The sequence below is a fragment of the Janthinobacterium paucivorans genome, from assembly GCF_051380805.1.
Taxonomy (GTDB): Bacteria; Pseudomonadota; Gammaproteobacteria; order Burkholderiales; family Burkholderiaceae_D; genus Janthinobacterium; species Janthinobacterium lividum_D.
Window position 1 is genome coordinate 110,521 of sequence record NZ_JBNYXR010000015.1, and the last position, 18,779, is coordinate 129,299.

At 61.1% G+C, this 18,779-nt stretch carries 19 protein-coding genes; 13 read left to right on the top strand and 6 right to left on the bottom strand.

The window, feature by feature from the left end; genetic code table 11:
• The first annotated feature begins 4 nt into the window (after positions 1-4).
• The 4 genes from ACQ4V8_RS17515 (at position 5) to mmsB (ending at position 4,143) form a co-directional block, all read left to right on the top strand.
• A complete protein-coding gene (locus tag ACQ4V8_RS17515; RefSeq protein WP_010401779.1) occupies positions 5-1,165 on the top strand; it encodes an acyl-CoA dehydrogenase family protein in 1,161 nt (386 codons plus the stop codon).
• A complete protein-coding gene (locus tag ACQ4V8_RS17520; RefSeq protein ID WP_436571920.1) occupies positions 1,162-1,947 on the top strand; it encodes an enoyl-CoA hydratase in 786 nt (261 codons plus the stop codon). Before ACQ4V8_RS17515 ends, ACQ4V8_RS17520 begins: the two co-directional genes overlap by 4 nt.
• Positions 1,940-3,106, top strand: coding sequence for an enoyl-CoA hydratase/isomerase family protein (locus ACQ4V8_RS17525; protein ID WP_010401776.1), 1,167 nt, complete (start codon positions 1,940-1,942; stop codon positions 3,104-3,106). The genes ACQ4V8_RS17520 and ACQ4V8_RS17525 overlap by 8 nt, the downstream gene beginning before the upstream one ends.
• A 131-nt stretch (positions 3,107-3,237) precedes the next feature.
• Positions 3,238-4,143, top strand: coding sequence for a 3-hydroxyisobutyrate dehydrogenase (gene mmsB / locus ACQ4V8_RS17530; protein WP_010401773.1), 906 nt, complete (start codon positions 3,238-3,240; stop codon positions 4,141-4,143).
• Between the two features lie 186 nt (positions 4,144-4,329).
• Here the strand turns inward: mmsB and ACQ4V8_RS17535 are convergent, their stop codons facing one another.
• The gene (locus tag ACQ4V8_RS17535; protein ID WP_070346104.1) at positions 4,330-4,911 is read right to left on the bottom strand and encodes a hypothetical protein; all 582 of its coding nucleotides are present in this window, start codon (positions 4,909-4,911) and stop codon (positions 4,330-4,332) included.
• Between the two features lie 36 nt (positions 4,912-4,947).
• A complete protein-coding gene (locus ACQ4V8_RS17540; RefSeq protein WP_010401770.1) occupies positions 4,948-5,547 on the bottom strand; it encodes a hypothetical protein in 600 nt (199 codons plus the stop codon).
• Between the two features lie 244 nt (positions 5,548-5,791).
• On the opposite strand from ACQ4V8_RS17540, the gene ACQ4V8_RS17545 reads away from it, so the two are divergent.
• Together ACQ4V8_RS17545 and hrcA are read left to right on the top strand one after the other, a co-directional pair.
• Positions 5,792-6,517: an HAD family hydrolase gene (locus tag ACQ4V8_RS17545; protein WP_050855975.1), complete on the top strand. Its 726-nt coding sequence runs from the start codon at positions 5,792-5,794 to the stop codon at positions 6,515-6,517.
• 173 nt (positions 6,518-6,690) lie between these two features.
• On the top strand, positions 6,691-7,707 hold the full coding sequence (gene hrcA, locus ACQ4V8_RS17550; RefSeq protein ID WP_010401766.1) for a heat-inducible transcriptional repressor HrcA: 1,017 nt from the start codon (positions 6,691-6,693) through the stop codon (positions 7,705-7,707).
• 49 nt (positions 7,708-7,756) lie between these two features.
• Here the strand turns inward: hrcA and fur are convergent, their stop codons facing one another.
• Complete coding sequence (gene fur, locus ACQ4V8_RS17555) at positions 7,757-8,188, bottom strand: ferric iron uptake transcriptional regulator (protein WP_010401765.1); 432 nt, start codon at positions 8,186-8,188, stop codon at positions 7,757-7,759.
• A gap of 216 nt (positions 8,189-8,404) precedes the next feature.
• Here fur and ACQ4V8_RS17560 point away from each other — a divergent pair, with 216 nt between their 5' ends.
• From ACQ4V8_RS17560 to ACQ4V8_RS17570, 3 genes are read left to right on the top strand one after another with little or no spacing between them, the layout of a single operon-like run.
• Entirely contained in the window at positions 8,405-8,989 is a 585-nt protein-coding gene (locus ACQ4V8_RS17560; RefSeq protein ID WP_436571921.1) for an outer membrane protein assembly factor BamE, read from the top strand.
• Positions 8,990-9,008: 19 nt separating this feature from the next.
• Positions 9,009-9,818, top strand: a complete 810-nt coding sequence (dapB, locus tag ACQ4V8_RS17565) for a 4-hydroxy-tetrahydrodipicolinate reductase (RefSeq protein ID WP_436571922.1) — start codon at positions 9,009-9,011, stop codon at positions 9,816-9,818.
• An 8-nt stretch (positions 9,819-9,826) separates the two neighbouring features.
• Positions 9,827-10,153 carry a barstar family protein gene (locus tag ACQ4V8_RS17570; protein ID WP_010401757.1) on the top strand — a complete coding sequence of 109 codons (327 nt, stop codon included), beginning with the start codon at positions 9,827-9,829 and terminating at the stop codon, positions 10,151-10,153.
• 113 nt (positions 10,154-10,266) lie between these two features.
• Here ACQ4V8_RS17570 and ACQ4V8_RS17575 read toward each other — a convergent pair whose 3' ends face one another.
• Positions 10,267-11,514: a CaiB/BaiF CoA transferase family protein gene (locus tag ACQ4V8_RS17575; RefSeq protein WP_436571923.1), complete on the bottom strand. Its 1,248-nt coding sequence runs from the start codon at positions 11,512-11,514 to the stop codon at positions 10,267-10,269.
• Positions 11,514-12,695, bottom strand: coding sequence for an acyl-CoA dehydrogenase (locus ACQ4V8_RS17580; protein ID WP_010401753.1), 1,182 nt, complete (start codon positions 12,693-12,695; stop codon positions 11,514-11,516). The genes ACQ4V8_RS17575 and ACQ4V8_RS17580 overlap by 1 nt, the downstream gene beginning before the upstream one ends.
• A gap of 160 nt (positions 12,696-12,855) precedes the next feature.
• Here ACQ4V8_RS17580 and ACQ4V8_RS17585 point away from each other — a divergent pair, with 160 nt between their 5' ends.
• Complete coding sequence (locus ACQ4V8_RS17585) at positions 12,856-13,752, top strand: LysR substrate-binding domain-containing protein (protein ID WP_029496712.1); 897 nt, start codon at positions 12,856-12,858, stop codon at positions 13,750-13,752.
• Here ACQ4V8_RS17585 and ACQ4V8_RS17590 read toward each other — a convergent pair.
• Complete coding sequence (locus tag ACQ4V8_RS17590) at positions 13,749-14,114, bottom strand: VOC family protein (protein WP_010401751.1); 366 nt, start codon at positions 14,112-14,114, stop codon at positions 13,749-13,751. The two genes, ACQ4V8_RS17585 and ACQ4V8_RS17590, sit on opposite strands and share 4 nt — an antisense overlap.
• 389 nt (positions 14,115-14,503) lie before the next feature.
• On the opposite strand from ACQ4V8_RS17590, the gene leuS reads away from it, so the two are divergent.
• Genes leuS through holA form a run of 3 tightly spaced genes read left to right on the top strand, consistent with a single transcriptional unit; the run spans position 14,504 to position 18,772 of the window.
• Positions 14,504-17,143 carry a leucine--tRNA ligase gene (leuS, locus tag ACQ4V8_RS17595; RefSeq protein WP_436571924.1) on the top strand — a complete coding sequence of 880 codons (2,640 nt, stop codon included), beginning with the start codon at positions 14,504-14,506 and terminating at the stop codon, positions 17,141-17,143.
• 2 nt (positions 17,144-17,145) lie between these two features.
• Complete coding sequence (locus tag ACQ4V8_RS17600) at positions 17,146-17,745, top strand: LPS-assembly lipoprotein LptE (protein WP_436571925.1); 600 nt, start codon at positions 17,146-17,148, stop codon at positions 17,743-17,745.
• 10 nt (positions 17,746-17,755) lie between these two features.
• Positions 17,756-18,772 carry a DNA polymerase III subunit delta gene (gene holA, locus ACQ4V8_RS17605; protein WP_010401748.1) on the top strand — a complete coding sequence of 339 codons (1,017 nt, stop codon included), beginning with the start codon at positions 17,756-17,758 and terminating at the stop codon, positions 18,770-18,772.
• The last annotated feature ends 7 nt before the right edge of the window (positions 18,773-18,779 follow it).

Here is an 18,779-nt window from a genome sequence, read left to right on the forward strand (position 1 = left end):
TGGCATGGACTTTGAATTGAGCGACGAGCAGCGCGAGTTCCAGCAGGCGGCGCGCGCGTTTGCCGAAGGCGAACTGGCGCCGCACGCGGCGCATTGGGATGCGGAATCGATCTTCCCCGTGGAAACGATTGCCAAGGCGGGCGAGATGGGCTTTTGCGGCCTGTACACGCCGCAGCGCTGGGGCGGCATGGGTCTGTCGCGCCAGGATGCGGCCATCGTCTTCGAGGAACTGGCCGCTGGATGCACCTCAACCACGGCCTACATTACGATCCACAACATGGCCACCTGGATGTTGGCGCGCTGGGGCCAGGAAGCCCTGTGCGAGGCGTGGGTGCCGGCCATGGCCGCCGGCCAGAAGCTGGCCAGCTATTGCCTGACGGAACCGCAGTCGGGATCCGACGCGGCATCCCTGCGCACGAAAGCTGTCAGGGATGGCGATTTTTACGTGCTGGACGGCACGAAAGCGTTTATCTCCGGCGCCGGCCAGACGGACATGCTGATCGTCATGGCGCGCACCGGCGGCGAGGGTGCTGGCGGGATTTCTGCCTTTGCCGTGCCGGCAAATTTGCCCGGCATCGTGTATGGCAAGAAAGAAGAAAAGATGGGCTGGAATAGCCAGCCCACGCGCATCATCAGTTTCGACCAGGTAAAAGTACCTGTTGGTAACTTGCTGGGCGCGGAAGGCGAAGGCTTTGCCATCGCCATGAAGGGCATCGACGGCGGGCGCATCAACATTGCCGTGTGCTCGGTGGGTACGGCGCAAGCGGCCCTGACGCGCGCGCAAGCCTACATGAAGGAGCGCACGCAGTTCGGCCGCGAGCTGGCCCAATTCCAGGCCTTGCAATTCAAGCTCGCCGATATGTTGACGGAATTGGTGGCGGCGCGCCAGATGGTGCGCCTGGCGGCCTGGAAGCTGGATCAGGAAAGTCCGGATGCCACCGCATATTGCGCCATGGCAAAGCGTTTTGCGACCGACGTGGGCTTCAATGTATCCAACGATGCGCTGCAGCTGCACGGCGGCTATGGCTACATCCGCGAGTACCCGCTCGAACGCCATGTGCGCGATACGCGGGTGCACCAGATCCTGGAAGGGACGAATGAAATCATGCGCCTGATCGTCGCGCGAGCGATTTTGAAAGATGGCGCCACGGAGACCTTACGATGAGCAAAGTGTATGCCAACTTGTTGCTGGAACGCCGTGGCCACACGGCCCTGGTGACCCTCGATAACCCGCCGGCCCATACGTGGACCCTGGCCAGCCTGAACGCGCTGACGCAGCTGGTGGCTGACCTCAATGCCGACCCGGACGTGTACGCGTTGGTCATTACCGGTGGCGGCGCGAAGTTCTTCTCGGCCGGTGCCGATTTGAAAGTATTTGCCGACGGCAACAAGGACACGGCGTTCGCCATGGCCGCCGCGTTTGGCGAGGCCTTCGAAGCGCTGTCGGCGTTTCGCGGCGTCAGCATTGCCGCCATCAATGGCTATGCCATGGGCGGCGGGCTCGAATGTGCGCTCGCCTGCGACATCCGCATTGCCGAAGAACACGCGCAGATGGCCTTGCCCGAAGCGTCCGTCGGCTTGCTGCCGTGTGCGGGCGGCACGCAGCACTTGCCGTGGCTGGTGGGCGAAGGCTGGGCCAAGCGCATGATTTTATGCGGCGAGCGGGTCGATGCGGCCAAGGCCCTGGCCATCGGCCTGGTCGAGGAAGTTGTGCCAACTGGCAAGGCTGCCGCCACGGCGCTGGCCCTGGCTGCCAAAGTGGCGCGCCAGAGCCCCAGCAGCGTGTCGGCGTGCAAGACCCTGATCCAGGGCGCGCGCAGCCATCCGCTGATCAATTCCTTGCCCGATGAGCGCACCCTGTTCCTGGGCCTGTTCGAGACGCAAGACCAGAAAGAGGGTGTGCAAGCGTTCCTGGAAAAACGTCAGGCGGAGTGGAAGAATGGCTGAAACAATCAATGAAACAATGGCTGAAAAAATGCTTGAAACAACGCTTGAAACAGTGAAGATCGAGGAACGCGGCTGTCCCGGCGGCATGAAGCTGGGCGTCATCACCCTCGATGCGCCCAAGTCCTTGCACGCGCTGACGCTGGACATGATACGCGCCATCGATGGCGCCCTCGTGCGCTGGGCCGGTGACGACGCGATTGCCTGCGTGGTGCTGCAATCGTCGACCGACAAGGCCTTCTGCGCCGGCGGCGACGTGCGCAGCTTGCGTGCGGCCGTGACCGAGCAGCCCGGTGTCGTGCCGAACCCGCAGGCGCTGGCTTTTTTTGCCGAGGAATACCGGCTCGACCACCGCATCCATACCTACGTCAAACCGCTGCTGGTGTGGGGCGGCGGCATCGTCATGGGTGGTGGCCTGGGGCTGATGGCCGGTGCCAGCCATCGCGTTGTGACCGAAAGCACGCGCATCGCCATGCCGGAAATCAGCATAGGCCTGTTCCCCGACGTGGGCGGCAGCTGGTTCCTGGGCCGCATGCCGGGGCGCAGCGGCCTGTTCCTGGGTTTGACGGGGGCACCGATGAACGCGGCCGATGCGCTGTTTGCTGGCCTCGGCGATTACTTCCTGCGCCAGGAAGAGCGTGCCATGCTGCTCGACGCGCTGACGCTGGCGCCATGGCAGGCCAGCGCGCCGGCGAATCACCAGCAACTGAACCGCTTGCTGCGCGGTTTCTCGGCCCCGGTGTCCATGCTGCCCGTCTCCGAAGTGCGCGCCAACTTTGACGCCATCGCTGCCTTGACGCAAGCGCCCACATTGCCCGAAGTGGTGGCCGCCATTGCCGCCTACGATGGCGATTCGGCCTGGTTGCAAAAGGCGGCGCACTCGCTGGCCAAGGGCGCGCCCAGCTCGGCCGCCCTGGTGTGGGAAATGCGTGTACGCACGCGTCATCTGAGCCTGGCGCAAGTGTTCCAGCAGGAATTGATTGTGGCCGTGCAATGTTGTGCCCATGCCGACTTCAGCGAAGGCGTGCGCGCCCTGCTGATAGACAAGGACAACGCGCCGCAATGGCAGCCGGCCAGCCTGGCCGAGGTCAGCGAGACGTATCTGGACGAGTATTTTGCCGCGCCGTGGAGACAGCATCCGCTGGCCGACCTATCCATTTAACCATTTAAGTAGTGCATAAAAATGCTCAGGGCTAGGCGCCTCGCCGAAGGCAGTACGGCCAGTACGCCCAGTACGACTAGGCAAGGCAACAACGCCATGGGCTTTTTTAGGCGCGACAGGAGACTATAAAAATGCAACATATCGCTTTTATCGGCCTAGGCAACATGGGCGCGCCGATGGCCCGCAACCTGGTGGCCGCCGGCTTCCACGTGTCCGTCTTCGACCTGGCGCCGGCCGCCGTGGCCTCGCTGGTCGAGGCAGGCGCCACGGCGGCCGCTTCGGCCAGCGCGGCCGTGCAGACGGCCGATGCCGTCATCACCATGCTGCCCGCGAACAAGCACGTGCAGGACTTGTATCTGGCGCCAGGCGGCGTGCTCGATTCGGCCAAGCCCGGCGCCCTGTTCATCGATTGCAGCACCATCGCCGCCGACGTGGCGCGCCAGGTGGCGCAGACAGCCAGCGCGCGCGGCTTTGCCATGCTCGATGCGCCCGTCTCGGGCGGCACGGCGGGCGCGGCAGCGGGCACCCTGACCTTCATCGTCGGCGGTAGCGTAGCGGCCTTGCAGCAGGCGCGGCCCCTGCTGGAAAAGATGGGCAAGAATATTTTCCATGCGGGCGAGGCGGGTGCGGGCCAGGTGGCGAAGATTTGCAACAACATGCTACTGGGTATCTTGATGGCCGGTACGGCCGAGGCGCTGAACCTGGGCGTGGCGCATGGCCTCGACCCGAAAGTGTTGTCCGATATCATGGCCAAGAGTTCGGGCCGCAACTGGACCCTGGAAGTGTACAACCCGTGGCCCGGCGTCATGGACGGCACGCCCGCTTCGCGTCATTACACGGGCGGCTTCGGCACGGCGCTGATGCTGAAAGACCTGGGCCTGGCGCAGCAGTCGGCCTTGTCGGCAAACGCGCCCACGCCATTGGGCGCCCTGGTGCGCCAGTTGTACCAGATGCATGCGCAAGCCGGTTATGCGCAGCAGGATTTCTCCAGCATCGTGCAAATGTTGCAGCCTGCTTTGCAAACGCCTGTTGCCTGAGAAATTTTGGGCAAAAAAAAGCCCGCTGGTAAAAGCGGGCTAAATCCAATTCTTGGAAGAGTTGGAGGAGACAGATGCATTATGCTGCATCGCCACATATAACTCCAATTTATCTTTCTAATATCAACTATACATTTCAGTGATATCTCTTCCCGGTAGCCGCGCAACCGCTACCGTTCCCGCAGCTCAGGCCGGATTGCAGGCGATCTTCACCGTCGTCACATTCGCTTCGCCCATGGTGCCGCCGCCCGTGCCTGGCTGTACCACGCACAGCAAACCTTTCGGCTGAACTGAGACACTGATGCCATACGGATCGCCATAGTTGACAGAGCCGGCCATGGTAAAGGCCGTGGCGTCCTTGGTCACCGCAGTGATTGTGTTACCGTTAATCAGCACCAAGCCATCCACCGTCAGGCCGGAAACCGTGCCGCCCACGGTATAGCTGTTTTGCGAGCAAACCACCGCAGCGCTGATATTGATGTAGTGACCAGCCGACCCGGAACCACCGCGGATGCCGCAAGTCATGTGGGCCGGTTGTTGTTTGACGGTGATGTTGTAGTCGGTACCATAGTCGATGCGCTTGTCAAAGGTGAATGACGTTTTGCCAGCAGGAATCGGCAAGGTGTCGCTGCCATTGGCCAGTATCAGTCCTTCATTGTTCAAGCCTGAGATCGTGCCGCTGACGTCATACGAGGCCTTGCCGCCGCAAGCGGCCAGTCCCAGGGTCAACAGCAGTGCGGCGAGTGGGCGCAAGCAGGATAACTTCATGTATTTCTCCAAAAAATAGGTGACGAATCGCAAGGATTACTGCGGCGTGCAGTCGATTGTGGCCGCGCTTGTGGCGCTCGAACCCATCGTACCGACCGTATCGCTGCCGTCGGCACTCTTTGAACCCTGGAAGCGGCACTTCAGGCCCGTTGGCTGAGTCAATATGGAAATGCCGTATGGGGCGCCGTCAGCTATCGCATCGAATTTATAGAAGTTGACACCAGCCAATGGACTGGTACCGTTGGCGCCCATGACCAGGCGCAAGCCGCCAGCACTCAGGCCCGTAATCGTACCGCTCAGGGCGTAGGTGTTGGTCGTGCAGCTGACAAAGGCCGTGCTGACGGAATAGCGCGATGCTTTGCCGCTGCCACTGCTAATACTGCAAACGGCGCCTTTGGGCTGCTGCGCGATGGTGATATCGTAGCGCTCATCTGTGTTGATCAGCTTGGTGAAAACAAAGCTGCTCTGGTTTGCGCTAACAGGCAAGCGTTCACCATTGTTCAGCAGAATCAGGCCATCTTTGGTCAGGCCGCTGACTGTGCCTTGCAGATACAGGTTGCCGCCGCTGCCGCCGCAGGCTGCCAGTGTGGCGGCGCAAGCCGCCGCCAGCATCGAGCGCAGGTACAAATTTTTCATACATTCTCCAAAACGAATTAGGTTGGGTAGCGCAACGCGGACGCTGGCGCCGCATTGGAATGGCGCCTATTTTAGTCTATCTGGCAAGCTGAATGACCTTGCCTTGTATCACCCTGTAACAATTTTTCGCCGCGAAGCGCTGGCCTGGCCCCATTACGTGAAAGCGCAGCCATGCCGGCGGCGCCGATCGGTGCGACAATACCGTCAGCCTGCGCACCGTGGCGCGGCATCTACTGTGAATCCCATGTCCCTTGCCCCTCTAAAATCGGCTGTGCCGCCCAAGGCCATCCTGTTCGATCTCGACGATACTCTGTGGCCTATCGCGCCCGTGATTGTCGCCGCCGAAACCCTGTTACACGACTGGCTGGCGACGCACGCGCCCAAGGTGGCGCAGCAGTTTTCCATCGAGGTGCTGCGCCAGCAGCGTCTGCTCATGCTCAAGGAGCAACCGCATTTCCATGGCAACTTGATCGAGTTGCGCCGCGCCGGCCTGCTGGCCGCCTTCGAGAGCGTCGGCGAGGACTGCGCCCTGGTCGAGCAAGCCCTCGTGCACTTTCTCGCCGCGCGCAACCGCGTCGAGCCGTATGACGACGTCCTGCCTGGCCTGGCCTGGATGCGCCAGCGCATGCTGGTCGGTTCGATTTCGAATGGCAATGCGGACCTTGAAGTTATCGGCCTGGCACAGCATTTCAAAGTGTCCATCGCCGCCAGCGACTTTGGCGTGGCCAAGCCCGATGCCAGCATCTTCCTGGCCGCCTGCGCCGCGCTGGACGTAGCGCCGCATGAAGCCGTGTATGTGGGCGATGACCTGTATTTCGATGTGACGGGAGCGCAAGGGGCGGGCATGCGTGCCGTCTGGATGAACCGCAAGGGCAGCGACGCCCACCTGGCTGCCGGCGTGCAGCCCGATGCCATCTGCGCCAACTTTGACGAGTTGCTGCTATGGCTGCAGCAGCAACTGGAAGATTGATCGCTGCCGGACGGGCGAACGTGCATAATACAAGCTGGCTGGCGCTGTCGGCGCAAATCTGCATGCGGCGCTTGCTACGGCGCTTACGACTTGTATTGCGACCTCTGCCACGGCCTGCATCACTCCTGGTATGACTACTTGTTTTATAGAAAATTGGCCTAATTAATTACACCATGCAACTCGATACACGCGCCCAAACACTGCTGAAAGCCCTGGTCGAGCGCTATATCGCCGACGGCTTGCCGGTCGGTTCGCGCGCCTTGTCGAAGATCTCCGGCCTGGACCTGTCGCCGGCCACGATCCGCAACATCATGGCTGATCTGGAAGAGCTCGGTTATGTTTCCAGCCCGCATACCTCGGCCGGCCGCATCCCCACGCCGCGCGGCTACCGCATCTTTGTCGACACCTTGCTGACCGTGCGGCATCTGGATGAGCACATGGTCGAGTCGCGCATGCTTCTGCAGACGCCGCAGCCGCAGAAAACCATCGCCAATGCGGCGCAGATGTTGTCGTCACTATCGCAGTTTGCCGGCGTGGTGCTCAGCCCGCGCCGGGAATCGGTGTTCCAGCAAATTGAATTCTTGCGCCTGTCAGAAAAGCGCATCTTGCTCGTCATCGTTGCCCCGGGGGGCGACGTGCAGAACCGCCTGTTGCTGACGCAGGCCGACTACACGCCGGCGCAACTGGTGCAATCGGCCAATTACATCAACCAGAATTATGGCGGCCTGTCGTTCGATGCCGTGCGCTTGCGCTTGCAGGGCGAATTGCGCCAGTTGCGCGACGACATGGGCAGCCTGATGCAGGCGGCCGTGGAAGCGGGCAGCGAAGCGATGGCCGACCATAGCGATGACATGGTCATTTCCGGCGAGCGCAATTTGCTCAGCGTGAGCGATCTGTCATCGAATATGCATTCGCTGCGTCAGATGTTCGACATGTTCGAGCAAAAAACCGGTTTGATGCAGCTGCTCGACGTGTCGAGCAAGGCGACGGGCGTGCAGATTTTTATCGGCGGCGAATCGAACCTGGTGCCGATGGATGAGATGAGCGTGGTGACGGCGCCGTATGAAGTCAACGGCAAGATCGTGGGAACGTTGGGGGTGATCGGACCGACGCGCATGGCTTACGAGCGCGTCATTCCGATCGTCGATATTACGGCTAAATTACTGTCGAGCGCGCTCAGCCATCATTGAGCGTATTGCCTTCAGCGCCGCCCGCTCCCGCAGGAGCGCCAAGCTTGGCTCAGGCAGTTTTATGCGGGCAAGCCGTCTTGACGCAGTTGCCATAAATGGCCAAGGCGTGTTCGGCGATCTTGAAGCCGCGCTCTTCGGCCACTTTTTGCTGGCGAATTTCGATTTCTTCGTCGAAGAACTCTTCGACCCGGCCACAATCGAGGCATACCAGGTGGTCGTGGTGGGAGCCCTCGTTGAGTTCGAAAATTGCCTTACCGGTTTCAAAATGGTTGCGGTTGAGTAAGCCCGCCTGCTCAAATTGCGTCAGGACACGGTAGACGGTTGCTAATCCGACATCCATATTTTCGGCCAGCAGGATCTTGTAGACATCTTCTGCCGTCAGGTGACGTACCGGGCTACTCTGGAAGATATCGAGTATCTTCAGGCGTGGCAGGGTGGCTTTCAGGCCGCTTGCCTTGAGATCACTAGGATTGTTACTCATGTTTGTTGCTCGTATGTGGGTCAGGTGCTTTATCATATAGCGTTTTGTCGGGGAGTGCCAAAATATGCATTTTTTGGCAGGCCGGTCACTCCTGGCGTTTTGTTCATCCAATTGAGGTCATTTATGCGCGTAACACCGGCTGTATTGCCATCTCTCTGGCACCGTATTTCATTTCGAGCCCCAGTCGTGGCAGGCATGGTCTGTGTCGCGCTCGCCATGTCTGGCTGCGCCAGCCGCGGCATCCTTGGCGAAAAGCCGGCCGCCAGCCAAAAAGAAGGCAAGGAAGTGGTCCCTGAGCAGGGTGCACAAACGACTACCGTTACGCCGCTGCAAAAATTCATGTGGTTTTTCTCGCCGTATCGTCCCGACATTCAACAAGGTAACTTTGTCTCCGAAGAGATGCTGGCCCAGTTGAAAGTGGGCATGACGCGCGACCAAGTGCGTTTCGTCTTTGGCACCTCGCTGCTGACCGATATTTTCCATGCCGACCGCTGGGATTATCCATTCCGCCTGGCCCGGGGCAATGGCGAAACCACCAGCAGCCGCGTGGTTGTCTACTTCGGCAAAGATGGCAAAGTTGAACGTGTCGAAGGCGGCAATTTGCCGACCGAGAAAGAATACATCAACCGTATCGCCGGTCCGTCGCCATTCGCCAAGGTTGCCAAGGCCGACGTGCCTGCCGCTGCCCTGCCATCGCCGGCGGCGCCAAGCGCCGTGCCAGCGCCGGCCGATGCCGCCCCCGCCATTCCTGTGAGCAAGCCTGACGCTGTACCGGCAGCCATCGCCGAGCCCACCAAATAAGTTGCTGTAAGAGAATAAAATGACTGAATTGAAAATCGCCATCGCTGGCGCCAGTGGCCGCATGGGCCATATCCTGATCGAAGCGGTCAGCAATGCTCCTGACGCCGTGCTCGTTGGCGCGCTCGACCGCGTTGGCTCGCCGTCCTTGGGCCAGGATGCGGCCGCCTTCCTCGGCAAGCCTGCCGGCGTGCTGATCGAGTCCAGCTTGGCTGCCGGCCTGGCGGGCGCCGCTTACCTGATCGATTTCACGCGTCCCGAAGGCACTTTGCAGCATCTGGCGTATTGCGCCGAGCACGGCATCAAGATGATCATCGGCACCACCGGTTTCGATGACGCGGGCAAGGCGGCGATTGCCGCTGCCGCCGAAAAGACGGCCATCATGTTTGCGCCGAACATGAGCGTGGGCGTGAATGTCACCATGAAGTTGCTGGAGCTGGCGGCGAAAAGCCTGTCCGAAGGCTACGACATTGAAATCATCGAAGCGCATCACCGCTTCAAGGTCGATGCGCCATCGGGCACCGCCCTGCAAATGGGAGAAGTGGTCGCCGGCGCCCTGGGCCGCGACTTGAAGGACTGCGCCGTGTACGGTCGCGAAGGCGTGACGGGCGAACGCGACCCGTCGACCATCGGCTTTGCCACCATCCGCGGTGGCGATATCGTCGGCGATCATACGGTGCTGTTTGCCGGCATCGGCGAGCGCATCGAGATCAGCCACAAATCGAGTAGCCGCATCACTTACGCCCACGGCGCCCTGCGCGCCGCACGCTTCCTGGCCGACAAGTCGAGCGGCCTGTTCGACATGCAGGACGTGTTGTCGCTGAAGAACTAAGGAACATTATGGCCACTGCGATCCTGAATGGAAAAGACATCACCGACGAAGCGAGCTTTCACGCGCAATGCGCGCCAGCCTTCGGTTTCCCCGCGTTCTACGGCAACAGCATGGATGCCTGGGTCGATTGCCTCAGCTATCTGCGCGACGATGAAAACATGACCCAGTTCCGTTTGAAACCGAACGAAGTGCTGGAAATTGTCGTGCAAGACGCGCAGGCCATGAAGGCGCAGGTGCCTGACTTGCTGGAAGAGATCACGTTCTGTATCGCCGGCATCAATGAGCGCTACGAAGATTATGGTGAAAAGCCGGCGTTGAAGCTGGTACTCAAGTGAATAGAATCGTAGGTCGGATTAGGCCCTGCGGGCCGTAATCCGACAACATTGTTGGCTGTGAAAGTCGGATTACGCGCAAGCGCTAATCCGACCTACGTCCAGACGAGCAACATTTACACTACCTTGCGTTCGCGCAAGCCGTCGATCTGGCCGCCATCGAGGCCCAGCCACTCGTGCAGCACTTCCTGCGTATGCTGCCCCAGCAACGGCGGCGGCAAGCGGTACTGCACCGGCGAGCCGGACAGGCGCACGGGATTGCCCACCAGCGCCACCGTGCCCGCTGTCGGATGCGGCATTTGCACTTTCAAGCCACGCGCGAGCACTTGCGGGTCGGCAAACACCTGGTCGATGCGGTTGACGGGGCCGCACGGCACGGCCTGTGCCTCGAAGGCGCTGATCCACTCGGCCGTCGTGCGCATGACGGTAGCTTGGCGCAGCAAGGGGATCAGGGTGGCCCGGTGCGCCACGCGCTGCGGATTGGTGGCGTAGCGTTCGTCCAGCGCCCACTCCGGATGGCCGACGATGGCGCAAAAGCGGGAAAACTGGCCATCGTTGCCGATCGCCAAAATCATGTCGCCATCGGCCGTAGGGAAGTCTTGATATGGAACAATGTTCGGATGCGCATTGCCCATGCGCTGAGGCACTTTGCCGCCGCACAAGTAATTAGCCGCCTGGTTGCCCAGGGCCGCCACTTGCACGTCGAGCAGGGCCAGGTCGATATGCTGGCCCAGGCCCGAGCGTTGCCGTTCGGCCAGCGCCGCCTGCACGGCGATGGTCGCATACAGGCCCGTCATGATATCCGTTTGCGCCACGCCCACTTTTTGCGGCCCGGCGCCTGGCTGGCCATCGGGCAAGCCCGTGATGCTCATCAGGCCGCCCATGCCCTGGATCAAAAAGTCATAGCCGGCGCGCGCCGCATACGGGCCATCCTGTCCAAAGCCCGTGATGGAGCAGTAGACCAGGCGAGGATTGAGCGCCATGAGGCTGGCCGCGTCTAAACCGTATTGCTTCAAACCGTCCAGCTTGAAGTTTTCCAGCAATACATCCGCTTCGCCAGCCAGCTTGCGCACCAGCGCCTGGCCTTCAGGGGCAGCCAGGTCGATGCACAGCGAGCGCTTGTTGCGGTTGGCGCACTGAAAATAAGCGGCCTCGGCCGTATCGCGGCCGTCTTCATCTTTCAGATACGGCGGCCCCCAGGAGCGCGTGTCGTCGCCGCGTCCCGGCTGTTCCACCTTGACCACGTCGGCGCCCAGGTCGGCCAGCAATTGCCCGGCCCAGGGACCGGCCAGCACGCGCGACAGGTCCAGTACGCGCAAGCCGGTCAGCGGCGCGGGCCGCAGGGTGGAGGCCAAGGCGTCCATCAGTTGCTGAAGGCGGAGATGCCGGTGATGGCGCGGCCGATGATCAGCGCGTGCACATCGTGCGTGCCTTCATAGGTGTTGACCACTTCCAGGTTGACCAGGTGGCGGATCACGCCGTACTCGTCGGAAATGCCGTTGCCACCCATCATGTCGCGCGCCACGCGGGCAATATCGAGTGCCTTGCCGCAGCTGTTGCGTTTCATGATGGAAGTGATTTCCACGGCAGGCGAGCCTTCATCTTTCATGCGGCCCAGGCGCAAGCAGCCTTGCAAGCCCATGGTGATTTCCGTGAGCATGTCAGCCAGTTTCTTTTGCACCAATTGATTTGCAGCAAGAGGGCGGCCGAATTGCTTGCGGTCCATCGTGTACTGGCGTGCCTTCAGGTAGCAGTCTTCGGCTGCGCCCAGCGCGCCCCAGGCGATGCCGTAGCGCGCGCTGTTCAGGCATGTGAATGGGCCTTTCAAGCCGCGCACGTCCGGGAAGGCGTTTTCTTCCGGGCAAAATACTTCATCCATGACGATTTCACCGGTGATGCTGGTGCGCAAGCCCACCTTGCCGTGGATTTCCGGTGCCGACAGGCCTTTCCAGCCTTTTTCCAGCACGAAGCCGCGAATCGCGCCTTCATCGTCCTTGGCCCAGACGACGAACACGTCGGCGATGGGGCTGTTGGTGATCCACATCTTGGCACCGGACAGGCTATAGCCGCCCGGCACCTTGCGCGCGCGCGTGACCATGCTGCCAGGATCGGAGCCGTGGTCCGGTTCCGTCAGGCCGAAGCAGCCGATGAATTCGCCCGTCGCCAGTTTCGGCAGGTACTTTTGCTTGGTCTCTTCGTTGCCGAAGGCGTTGATCGGCACCATGACCAGCGACGATTGCACGCTCATCATCGAGCGGTAGCCCGAATCGACGCGCTCGACTTCGCGCGCCGCCAGGCCGTAGCAGACATAGTTCAGGCCGGCGCCGCCGTATTGTTCGGGTATCGTGCTGCCCAGCAAGCCCAGCTCGCCCATTTCGCGGAAGATGGCGGCGTCCGTGCGGCCATGGCGGAATGATTCGAGCACGCGTGGCACCAGGCTGCCCTGGCAATAGTCGCGGGCCGCTTCCAGCACGGCGCGTTCCTCGCCTGTCAGTTGATCTTCCAGCAGCAGGGGGGAATTCCAGTCGAATACGGTTTTGCTCATCACAGGCCTCGCAGGTGAGCGCCGGTGATCGGCGCAAGATTGAATATGCCTCATGGTAGGTTTTTGCCTAGCCTTGCGCAAACGATATTTTCGCACCCAGACATGCGTATTGCGCATATCTTGCGCCATACTAGGGTTCTTTTACTGGCCGGATATCCCCATGTCACGCAAAATCCCCATGCTGCAAGCCTTGAATTGCTTCGAGGCGGCGGCGCGCCACCAAAGCTACACGCATGCGGCGCGCGAACTGTCGCTGACGCAAAGCGCCGTATCGCGGCAGATATCTTCCTTGGAAAGCTTTCTTGGCGTGCAATTATTCCAGCGCACGCGCCACGGTGTACTGCTGACCAGTGCCGGTGCCGCGTATGCGCGCCAGATCGCCGCCCGCCTCGATGGCCTGGAGCGCGATACGCTCGACACCATGGCGCGCCAGGGCGGCGGCGGGGCCTTGCAGCTCGCGTCCGTGCCCACGTTTGCCACGCGCTGGCTGATGCCGCGTCTGTCATCGCTGGCGCGCTTGCACCCCGAGATCGTCGTGCATATCGATGCCTATACGAAACCGTTCATGTTTGCCGATACGGAATACGACGGCGCCTTGTACGCGGGCACGCCCGAGCAATTGGCGCGCTGGCCCGGCACGCGCGCCACCTTGCTCATGCATGAAGAAATCGTGCCCGTCGCCAGCCCCCGCCTGCTGGCGGCGCGCAGCCATTGGCAGGCGCAGGATTTGCTGGAACTGACCTTGTTGCAACAAAGTACGCGACCGGGCGCATGGCGCCAGTGGTTTGACGCCATGCAGGTCGATGGGGAACTGGCACGCTATGGCGCCCGCTACGAACTGTTTTCCATGCTGGCCATGGCGGCCGTGCAGGGGCAGGGCGTGGTCTTGTTGCCGCGTATGCTGGTCGAGGCGGAACTGGCGCGCGGCGAGCTATGCATCGCATGCGAGCGCCCACTGCGCGGCCAGCGCGCGTATTACCTGATCACGCCCGAAGCGGCGCATGAAAAGCTGGCCTTGCAGCAGTTGCGGCGATGGTTGCAGGACGAGGCGGCTTAAACGACTTTGGCGGCATCGAAATGGGGATTGTCGATGAAACCGATCTGGTTGCCGAACGGGTCGAGCAATTCCACCGTGCGGATGCCGTCGCCCACATCCGTGATCGGGTGGTGCAGGCTGCCGCCCAGCGCGATAATGCGCTCGACTTCCTGCTCGATGCCGTCCACGCCCCAGTACGTCACGCTGCCCTGCGCGCCAGCTTGGCCGTCCGACAGCAAGCCCAGCTCGAAGCCGCCGATGTTAAAGCCGACATAGAAGGGCTGGTCGAAATACGGCTGCGTATTAAATACCTGGCTGTACCAGGCCTTGGCCTTGTCCAGGTCGGGGACGGGATAGGTGACAGTGCGTAAGCCTTTGATCATATTGTGCTCCTGTTGGTCGAAAAAGTCGGCGAAATACCTGCTGCCATCATGCCAGCGGAAAAACTGGCATCGCGCTGGTCCTGGCACAGGCGGTCGACGTAATTGTCCGGCACGTCCAGATGCAGTCCAGCCAGGTCCGCAGGGCGGGAATGGGTATGTATTCCTGGTAGACGAGCATGGCCGGCGTTGCTGCAAAGAACAAGATTGCCTTTATAGTACATCGATATTACACAGATATTACACAGATATTACTCAGATATTACTCATACATCACACCGCATAATTGCGTGCCGGCCAAAATATGCCAGCCCGGGCCGCCAGCGCGCCGCGCTATCGGGCGGCGACAACCAGTATAATGCTCGGTTCATATCCACTATTGGCCGCACATCATGCAAGATAAATATAGTCCCGCCGACGTCGAACAAGCCGCCCAATCGCACTGGAAGGCGATCGACGCCTATAAAGCCGTCGAACACGACCCGCGTTTCCCAAAAGGCAAGTATTTTGCTTGCTCGATGCTACCTTACCCTTCGGGCAAGCTGCACATGGGTCACGTGCGCAACTATACGATCAATGACGTGATGTATCGCTATCTGCGCATGAACGGTTACAACGTGCTCATGCCGATGGGCTGGGATGCGTTCGGCATGCCGGCGGAAAACGCGGCCATGGCCAACAATGTGCCGCCTGCGCAATGGACGTACTCGAACATCGCCCACATGAAGCAGCAGATGGAATCGATGGGTCTGGCCATCGACTGGTCGCGCGAAATGACCGCCTGCAAGCCTGAATATTACAAATGGAACCAGTGGATGTTCCTGAAGATGCTGGAAAAAGGCATCATCTACAAAAAGACCGGTACCGTGAACTGGGACCCGATCGACCAGACCGTGCTGGCCAACGAGCAAGTCGTCGACGGCCGTGGCTGGCGCTCTGGCGCGCTGATCGAAAAGCGTGAAATCCCCATGTACTACGCGCGCATCACCGATTACGCGGAAGAATTGCTGGCCTATGTGGATGACAAGCTGCCGGGCTGGCCCGAGCGCGTGCGCACCATGCAGACCAACTGGATCGGCAAGTCGACGGGCGTGCGCTTCGCTTTCCCGCATGCAATCAAGGATGCGCATGGCGCCTTGATCGGCGACGGCAAGCTGTATGTGTTTACCACCCGCGCTGACACCGTCATGGGCGTGACCTTCTGCGCCGTGGCCGCCGAGCACCCGCTGGCCATCCACGCCGCGCAAAGCAATCCTGCACTGGCTGCCTTCAACGCCGAGTGCAAGCTGGGCTCCGTGATCGAAGCGGACATGGCGACAATGGAGAAGAAGGGCATGCCGACCGGCCTGTTCGTTACGCATCCTTTGACGGGCGAACAAGTGGAAGTATGGGTCGGCAATTACGTCTTGATCACCTACGGCGACGGCGCCGTGATGGGCGTGCCGGCGCATGATGAACGCGATTTCGGCTTTGCCAAGAAATACAATCTGCCGATCAAGCAAGTCGTCGAAGTCAAGGGCCAGCAATTTTCGACCGACGCCTGGCAGGAATCGCATGGCAGCAAGGATGGCGTCTGTGTCGCCTCCGGCAAATACGACGGTCTGCATTTCGCGTCCGCCGTCGATGCGGTGGCCGCCGACCTGGCCGAACTGGGCCTGGGCGAAAAGAAAACCACGTTCCGCCTGCGCGACTGGGGCATTTCGCGCCAGCGCTACTGGGGCACGCCGATCCCGATGATCCATTGCGCCGACTGCGGCGTGGTGCCAGTGCCGGAAAAAGACTTGCCGGTGGTGCTGCCGGAAGACTGCGTGCCGGACGGCACGGGCAATCCCTTGAACAAGTACGAAGCGTTCCTGCAGTGCGACTGCCCGCAGTGCGGCAAACCGGCGCGCCGCGAGACGGACACCATGGACACCTTCGTCGATTCGTCGTGGTATTACATGCGCTATACCTCGCCAGGCTCGAACGACGCCATGGTCGACGCGCGCAACGATTACTGGATGCCGATGGACCAGTACATCGGTGGCATCGAACACGCCGTCATGCATTTGCTGTACGCGCGCTTCTGGACCAAGATCATGCGCGACTTCGGCCTGGTCAAGTTCGACGAACCTTTTGTGAACCTGCTGACGCAAGGCATGGTGCTCAACGAAACCTACTTCCGCAAGGATGCCGTGGGCAAGACCACCTGGTTCAATCCGGACGACGTGCGCCTGTCGCTCGATGACAAGGGCCGTCCGCAAAGCGCCATCCTGGTAGCCGATGGCCAGCCGGTGGAAATCGGCGGCACGGAAAAAATGTCGAAGTCGAAGAACAACGGCATCGACCCGCAAGCGCAGATCGAGCAGTACGGTGCTGACACGGCCCGTTTGTTTACCATGTTCGCCTCGCCGCCGGAACAGACCCTGGAATGGTCGGGCAGCGGCGTCGAAGGAGCGAACCGTTTCCTGCGCCGTGTGTGGACCTTCGGCTACGCCCAGTCGGCCACTATTCAAGCCGCATTGGCTGGCGGCGCCGCACCGGCCACCGGCGACGCGCAGAAAAATCTGCGCCGCGAATTGCACAAGCTGCTGCAGCAAGCTGATTACGACTTGAAGCGCGTCCAGTACAACACCGTGGTGTCGGCCTGCATGAAGATGCTCAACACCCTCGAATCGGCCAAGTTAGACGATAGCGCGCAGTCGAAGGCATTGATCGCCGAAGGTTTTTCCATCTTCCTGCGCTTGCTCAATCCTGTCGCGCCGCACATCACCCACGTGCTGTGGCAAGAGTTGGGCTACGCCGGCGTGCAGGGCGACTTGCTCAACGCGCCGTGGCCGCAAGTCGATCCGCAAGCATTGGAGCAGTCCGAGATCGAGATGATGATTCAGGTGAACGGCAAGCTGCGCGGCTCGATCACCGTCTCCAAGGATGCCGACAAGGCCAGCATCGAAGCGGCTGCGCTGGCGTGCGAAAGTGTGCAAAAGTACGTCGAGACCACGCCGAAGAAGATCATCGTCGTGCCAGGAAAATTAATCAGTATCGTGGTGTAATCATGACGACTTCCTCTTCCGTTTCGCTGTTCGGCGGGCGCGCCTGGCGCGCCATGCTGGCCATCGCCCTGACCGTGCTGCTGTCGGCCTGCGGCTTTCATTTGCGCGGATCGAACGGAAGTTTCATGCTGCCGTTTGCGACGATGTACATCGGTTTGCCCGAGACATCGCCGCTGGCGATTGGCCTGAAGCGCTATATCCGCGCCATTGGCAGCACCCAGGTGGTCGACACCAAGGATGGCGCCGACGCTGTCCTTGAGGTGCTCAGCGATCCGGAGAGTAATCGTACTAAAAGCATATTGTCGTTGAATAGAAGTGGCCGCGTGCAAGAGTACCAACTCGGCTATTCGATCAATTTCCGCGTCGTGGACAAGGCCGGCAACCAGCTGCTGGCACCGACGACCATCAACCTGGTGCGTCCGATCACCTTCGATGAATCGCAGGTACTGGCCAAGGAAACCGAGGAGGCGGCGCTGTACCGCGACATGCGCAACGATCTGGTGCAGCAGATCATGCGCCGCCTGGCGGCCATCAAGCCGGTGCTGCCGGCCATGTCGGTGGCGCCAGTGACCCCGGTCGCGCCGGCAGCCCCGCAGCAGTAACGGGGACGCCATGCAATTGCGGATAGACGCGCTCGATGGGCATCTGGCCAAGCCGCTGGCGCAGCTGTATGTGATCACCAGCGACGAACACTTGCTGGCGCTGGAAGCGGCCGACAAGATCCGCCGCGCGGCGCGCGCGCAAGGGTTTTCCGAGCGTGACGTGCTGACGGTGGAACGCAGCTTCAAGTGGGGCGAACTGCTGGCGGCGAATCAGGAGTTGTCGCTGTTCGGCGATAAAAAACTGATCGAGCTGCGCATCCCTACCGGCAAGCCTGGCAAGGATGGCGGCGCCGCGCTGCAAAGCTATGCCAAAAACCTCAGCCCCGATAACCTGACACTGATCACCTTGCCCAAGCTGGACTGGGCCACGCAGAAGGCGGCGTGGGTGGCCAGCCTGCAGCAGGCGGCCGTGTATATCGAGATTGCGAATGTGGAGCGGGCACAGTTGCCGGCTTGGATATCCCAGCGTCTGGGCGCGCAGGGGCAGAGTGCCGAACGGGCCAGCATCGACTTCATTGCCGAGCGGGTGGAGGGCAATTTGCTGGCAGCGCACCAGGAAATTCAGAAACTGGGCTTGCTGCATGCAGCGGGCAAGCTGACGTATGAACAAGTGCAGGATGCGGTGCTGAACGTGGCCCGCTACGATGTCTTCAAGCTGTCCGAAGCCATGTTGGCCGGCGATCCGGCGCGCCTGGTGCGCATGCTCGAAGGCTTGAAAGGCGAGGGCGAGGCGCTGCCGCTGGTCTTGTGGGCCGTCTCCGAGGAAATCCGCACGCTGTTAAAATTGAAGGCCGGCATGGCGCAAGGGCGCCCATTGGGCGCGCTGCTGAAGGAATACCGCATCTGGGGACCGCGCGAGCGGATGATGGAACCGGCCCTGCGGCGCATTTCGCTGCCGGTGCTGGAAGCGGCGCTGCAGCAGGCGGCGCAGGTTGACAAGATGATCAAGGGCTTGCGCGCCAAGGGCTACGCGGGCGACGCCTGGGACGCCATGCTGCAGTTGGGCCTGAAGATCGCCCGAGGCTAGGTTTTTA

Excerpts from the sequence above, each read along its gene's own strand:
- ACQ4V8_RS17515 (WP_010401779.1), top strand. The coding sequence starts at position 5 with ATGGACTTTGAATTGAGCGACGAGCAGCGCGAGTTCCAGCAGGCGGCG.
- ACQ4V8_RS17520 (WP_436571920.1), top strand. The coding sequence starts at position 1,162 with ATGAGCAAAGTGTATGCCAACTTGTTGCTGGAACGCCGTGGCCACACG.
- ACQ4V8_RS17525 (WP_010401776.1), top strand. The coding sequence starts at position 1,940 with ATGGCTGAAACAATCAATGAAACAATGGCTGAAAAAATGCTTGAAACA.
- mmsB (WP_010401773.1), top strand. The coding sequence starts at position 3,238 with ATGCAACATATCGCTTTTATCGGCCTAGGCAACATGGGCGCGCCGATG.
- ACQ4V8_RS17535 (WP_070346104.1), bottom strand. The coding sequence starts at position 4,911 with ATGAAGTTATCCTGCTTGCGCCCACTCGCCGCACTGCTGTTGACCCTG.
- ACQ4V8_RS17540 (WP_010401770.1), bottom strand. The coding sequence starts at position 5,547 with ATGAAAAATTTGTACCTGCGCTCGATGCTGGCGGCGGCTTGCGCCGCC.
- ACQ4V8_RS17545 (WP_050855975.1), top strand. The coding sequence starts at position 5,792 with ATGTCCCTTGCCCCTCTAAAATCGGCTGTGCCGCCCAAGGCCATCCTG.
- hrcA (WP_010401766.1), top strand. The coding sequence starts at position 6,691 with ATGCAACTCGATACACGCGCCCAAACACTGCTGAAAGCCCTGGTCGAG.
- fur (WP_010401765.1), bottom strand. The coding sequence starts at position 8,188 with ATGAGTAACAATCCTAGTGATCTCAAGGCAAGCGGCCTGAAAGCCACC.
- ACQ4V8_RS17560 (WP_436571921.1), top strand. The coding sequence starts at position 8,405 with ATGTCTGGCTGCGCCAGCCGCGGCATCCTTGGCGAAAAGCCGGCCGCC.
- dapB (WP_436571922.1), top strand. The coding sequence starts at position 9,009 with ATGACTGAATTGAAAATCGCCATCGCTGGCGCCAGTGGCCGCATGGGC.
- ACQ4V8_RS17570 (WP_010401757.1), top strand. The coding sequence starts at position 9,827 with ATGGCCACTGCGATCCTGAATGGAAAAGACATCACCGACGAAGCGAGC.
- ACQ4V8_RS17575 (WP_436571923.1), bottom strand. The coding sequence starts at position 11,514 with ATGGACGCCTTGGCCTCCACCCTGCGGCCCGCGCCGCTGACCGGCTTG.
- ACQ4V8_RS17580 (WP_010401753.1), bottom strand. The coding sequence starts at position 12,695 with ATGAGCAAAACCGTATTCGACTGGAATTCCCCCCTGCTGCTGGAAGAT.
- ACQ4V8_RS17585 (WP_029496712.1), top strand. The coding sequence starts at position 12,856 with ATGTCACGCAAAATCCCCATGCTGCAAGCCTTGAATTGCTTCGAGGCG.
- ACQ4V8_RS17590 (WP_010401751.1), bottom strand. The coding sequence starts at position 14,114 with ATGATCAAAGGCTTACGCACTGTCACCTATCCCGTCCCCGACCTGGAC.
- leuS (WP_436571924.1), top strand. The coding sequence starts at position 14,504 with ATGCAAGATAAATATAGTCCCGCCGACGTCGAACAAGCCGCCCAATCG.
- ACQ4V8_RS17600 (WP_436571925.1), top strand. The coding sequence starts at position 17,146 with ATGACGACTTCCTCTTCCGTTTCGCTGTTCGGCGGGCGCGCCTGGCGC.
- holA (WP_010401748.1), top strand. The coding sequence starts at position 17,756 with ATGCAATTGCGGATAGACGCGCTCGATGGGCATCTGGCCAAGCCGCTG.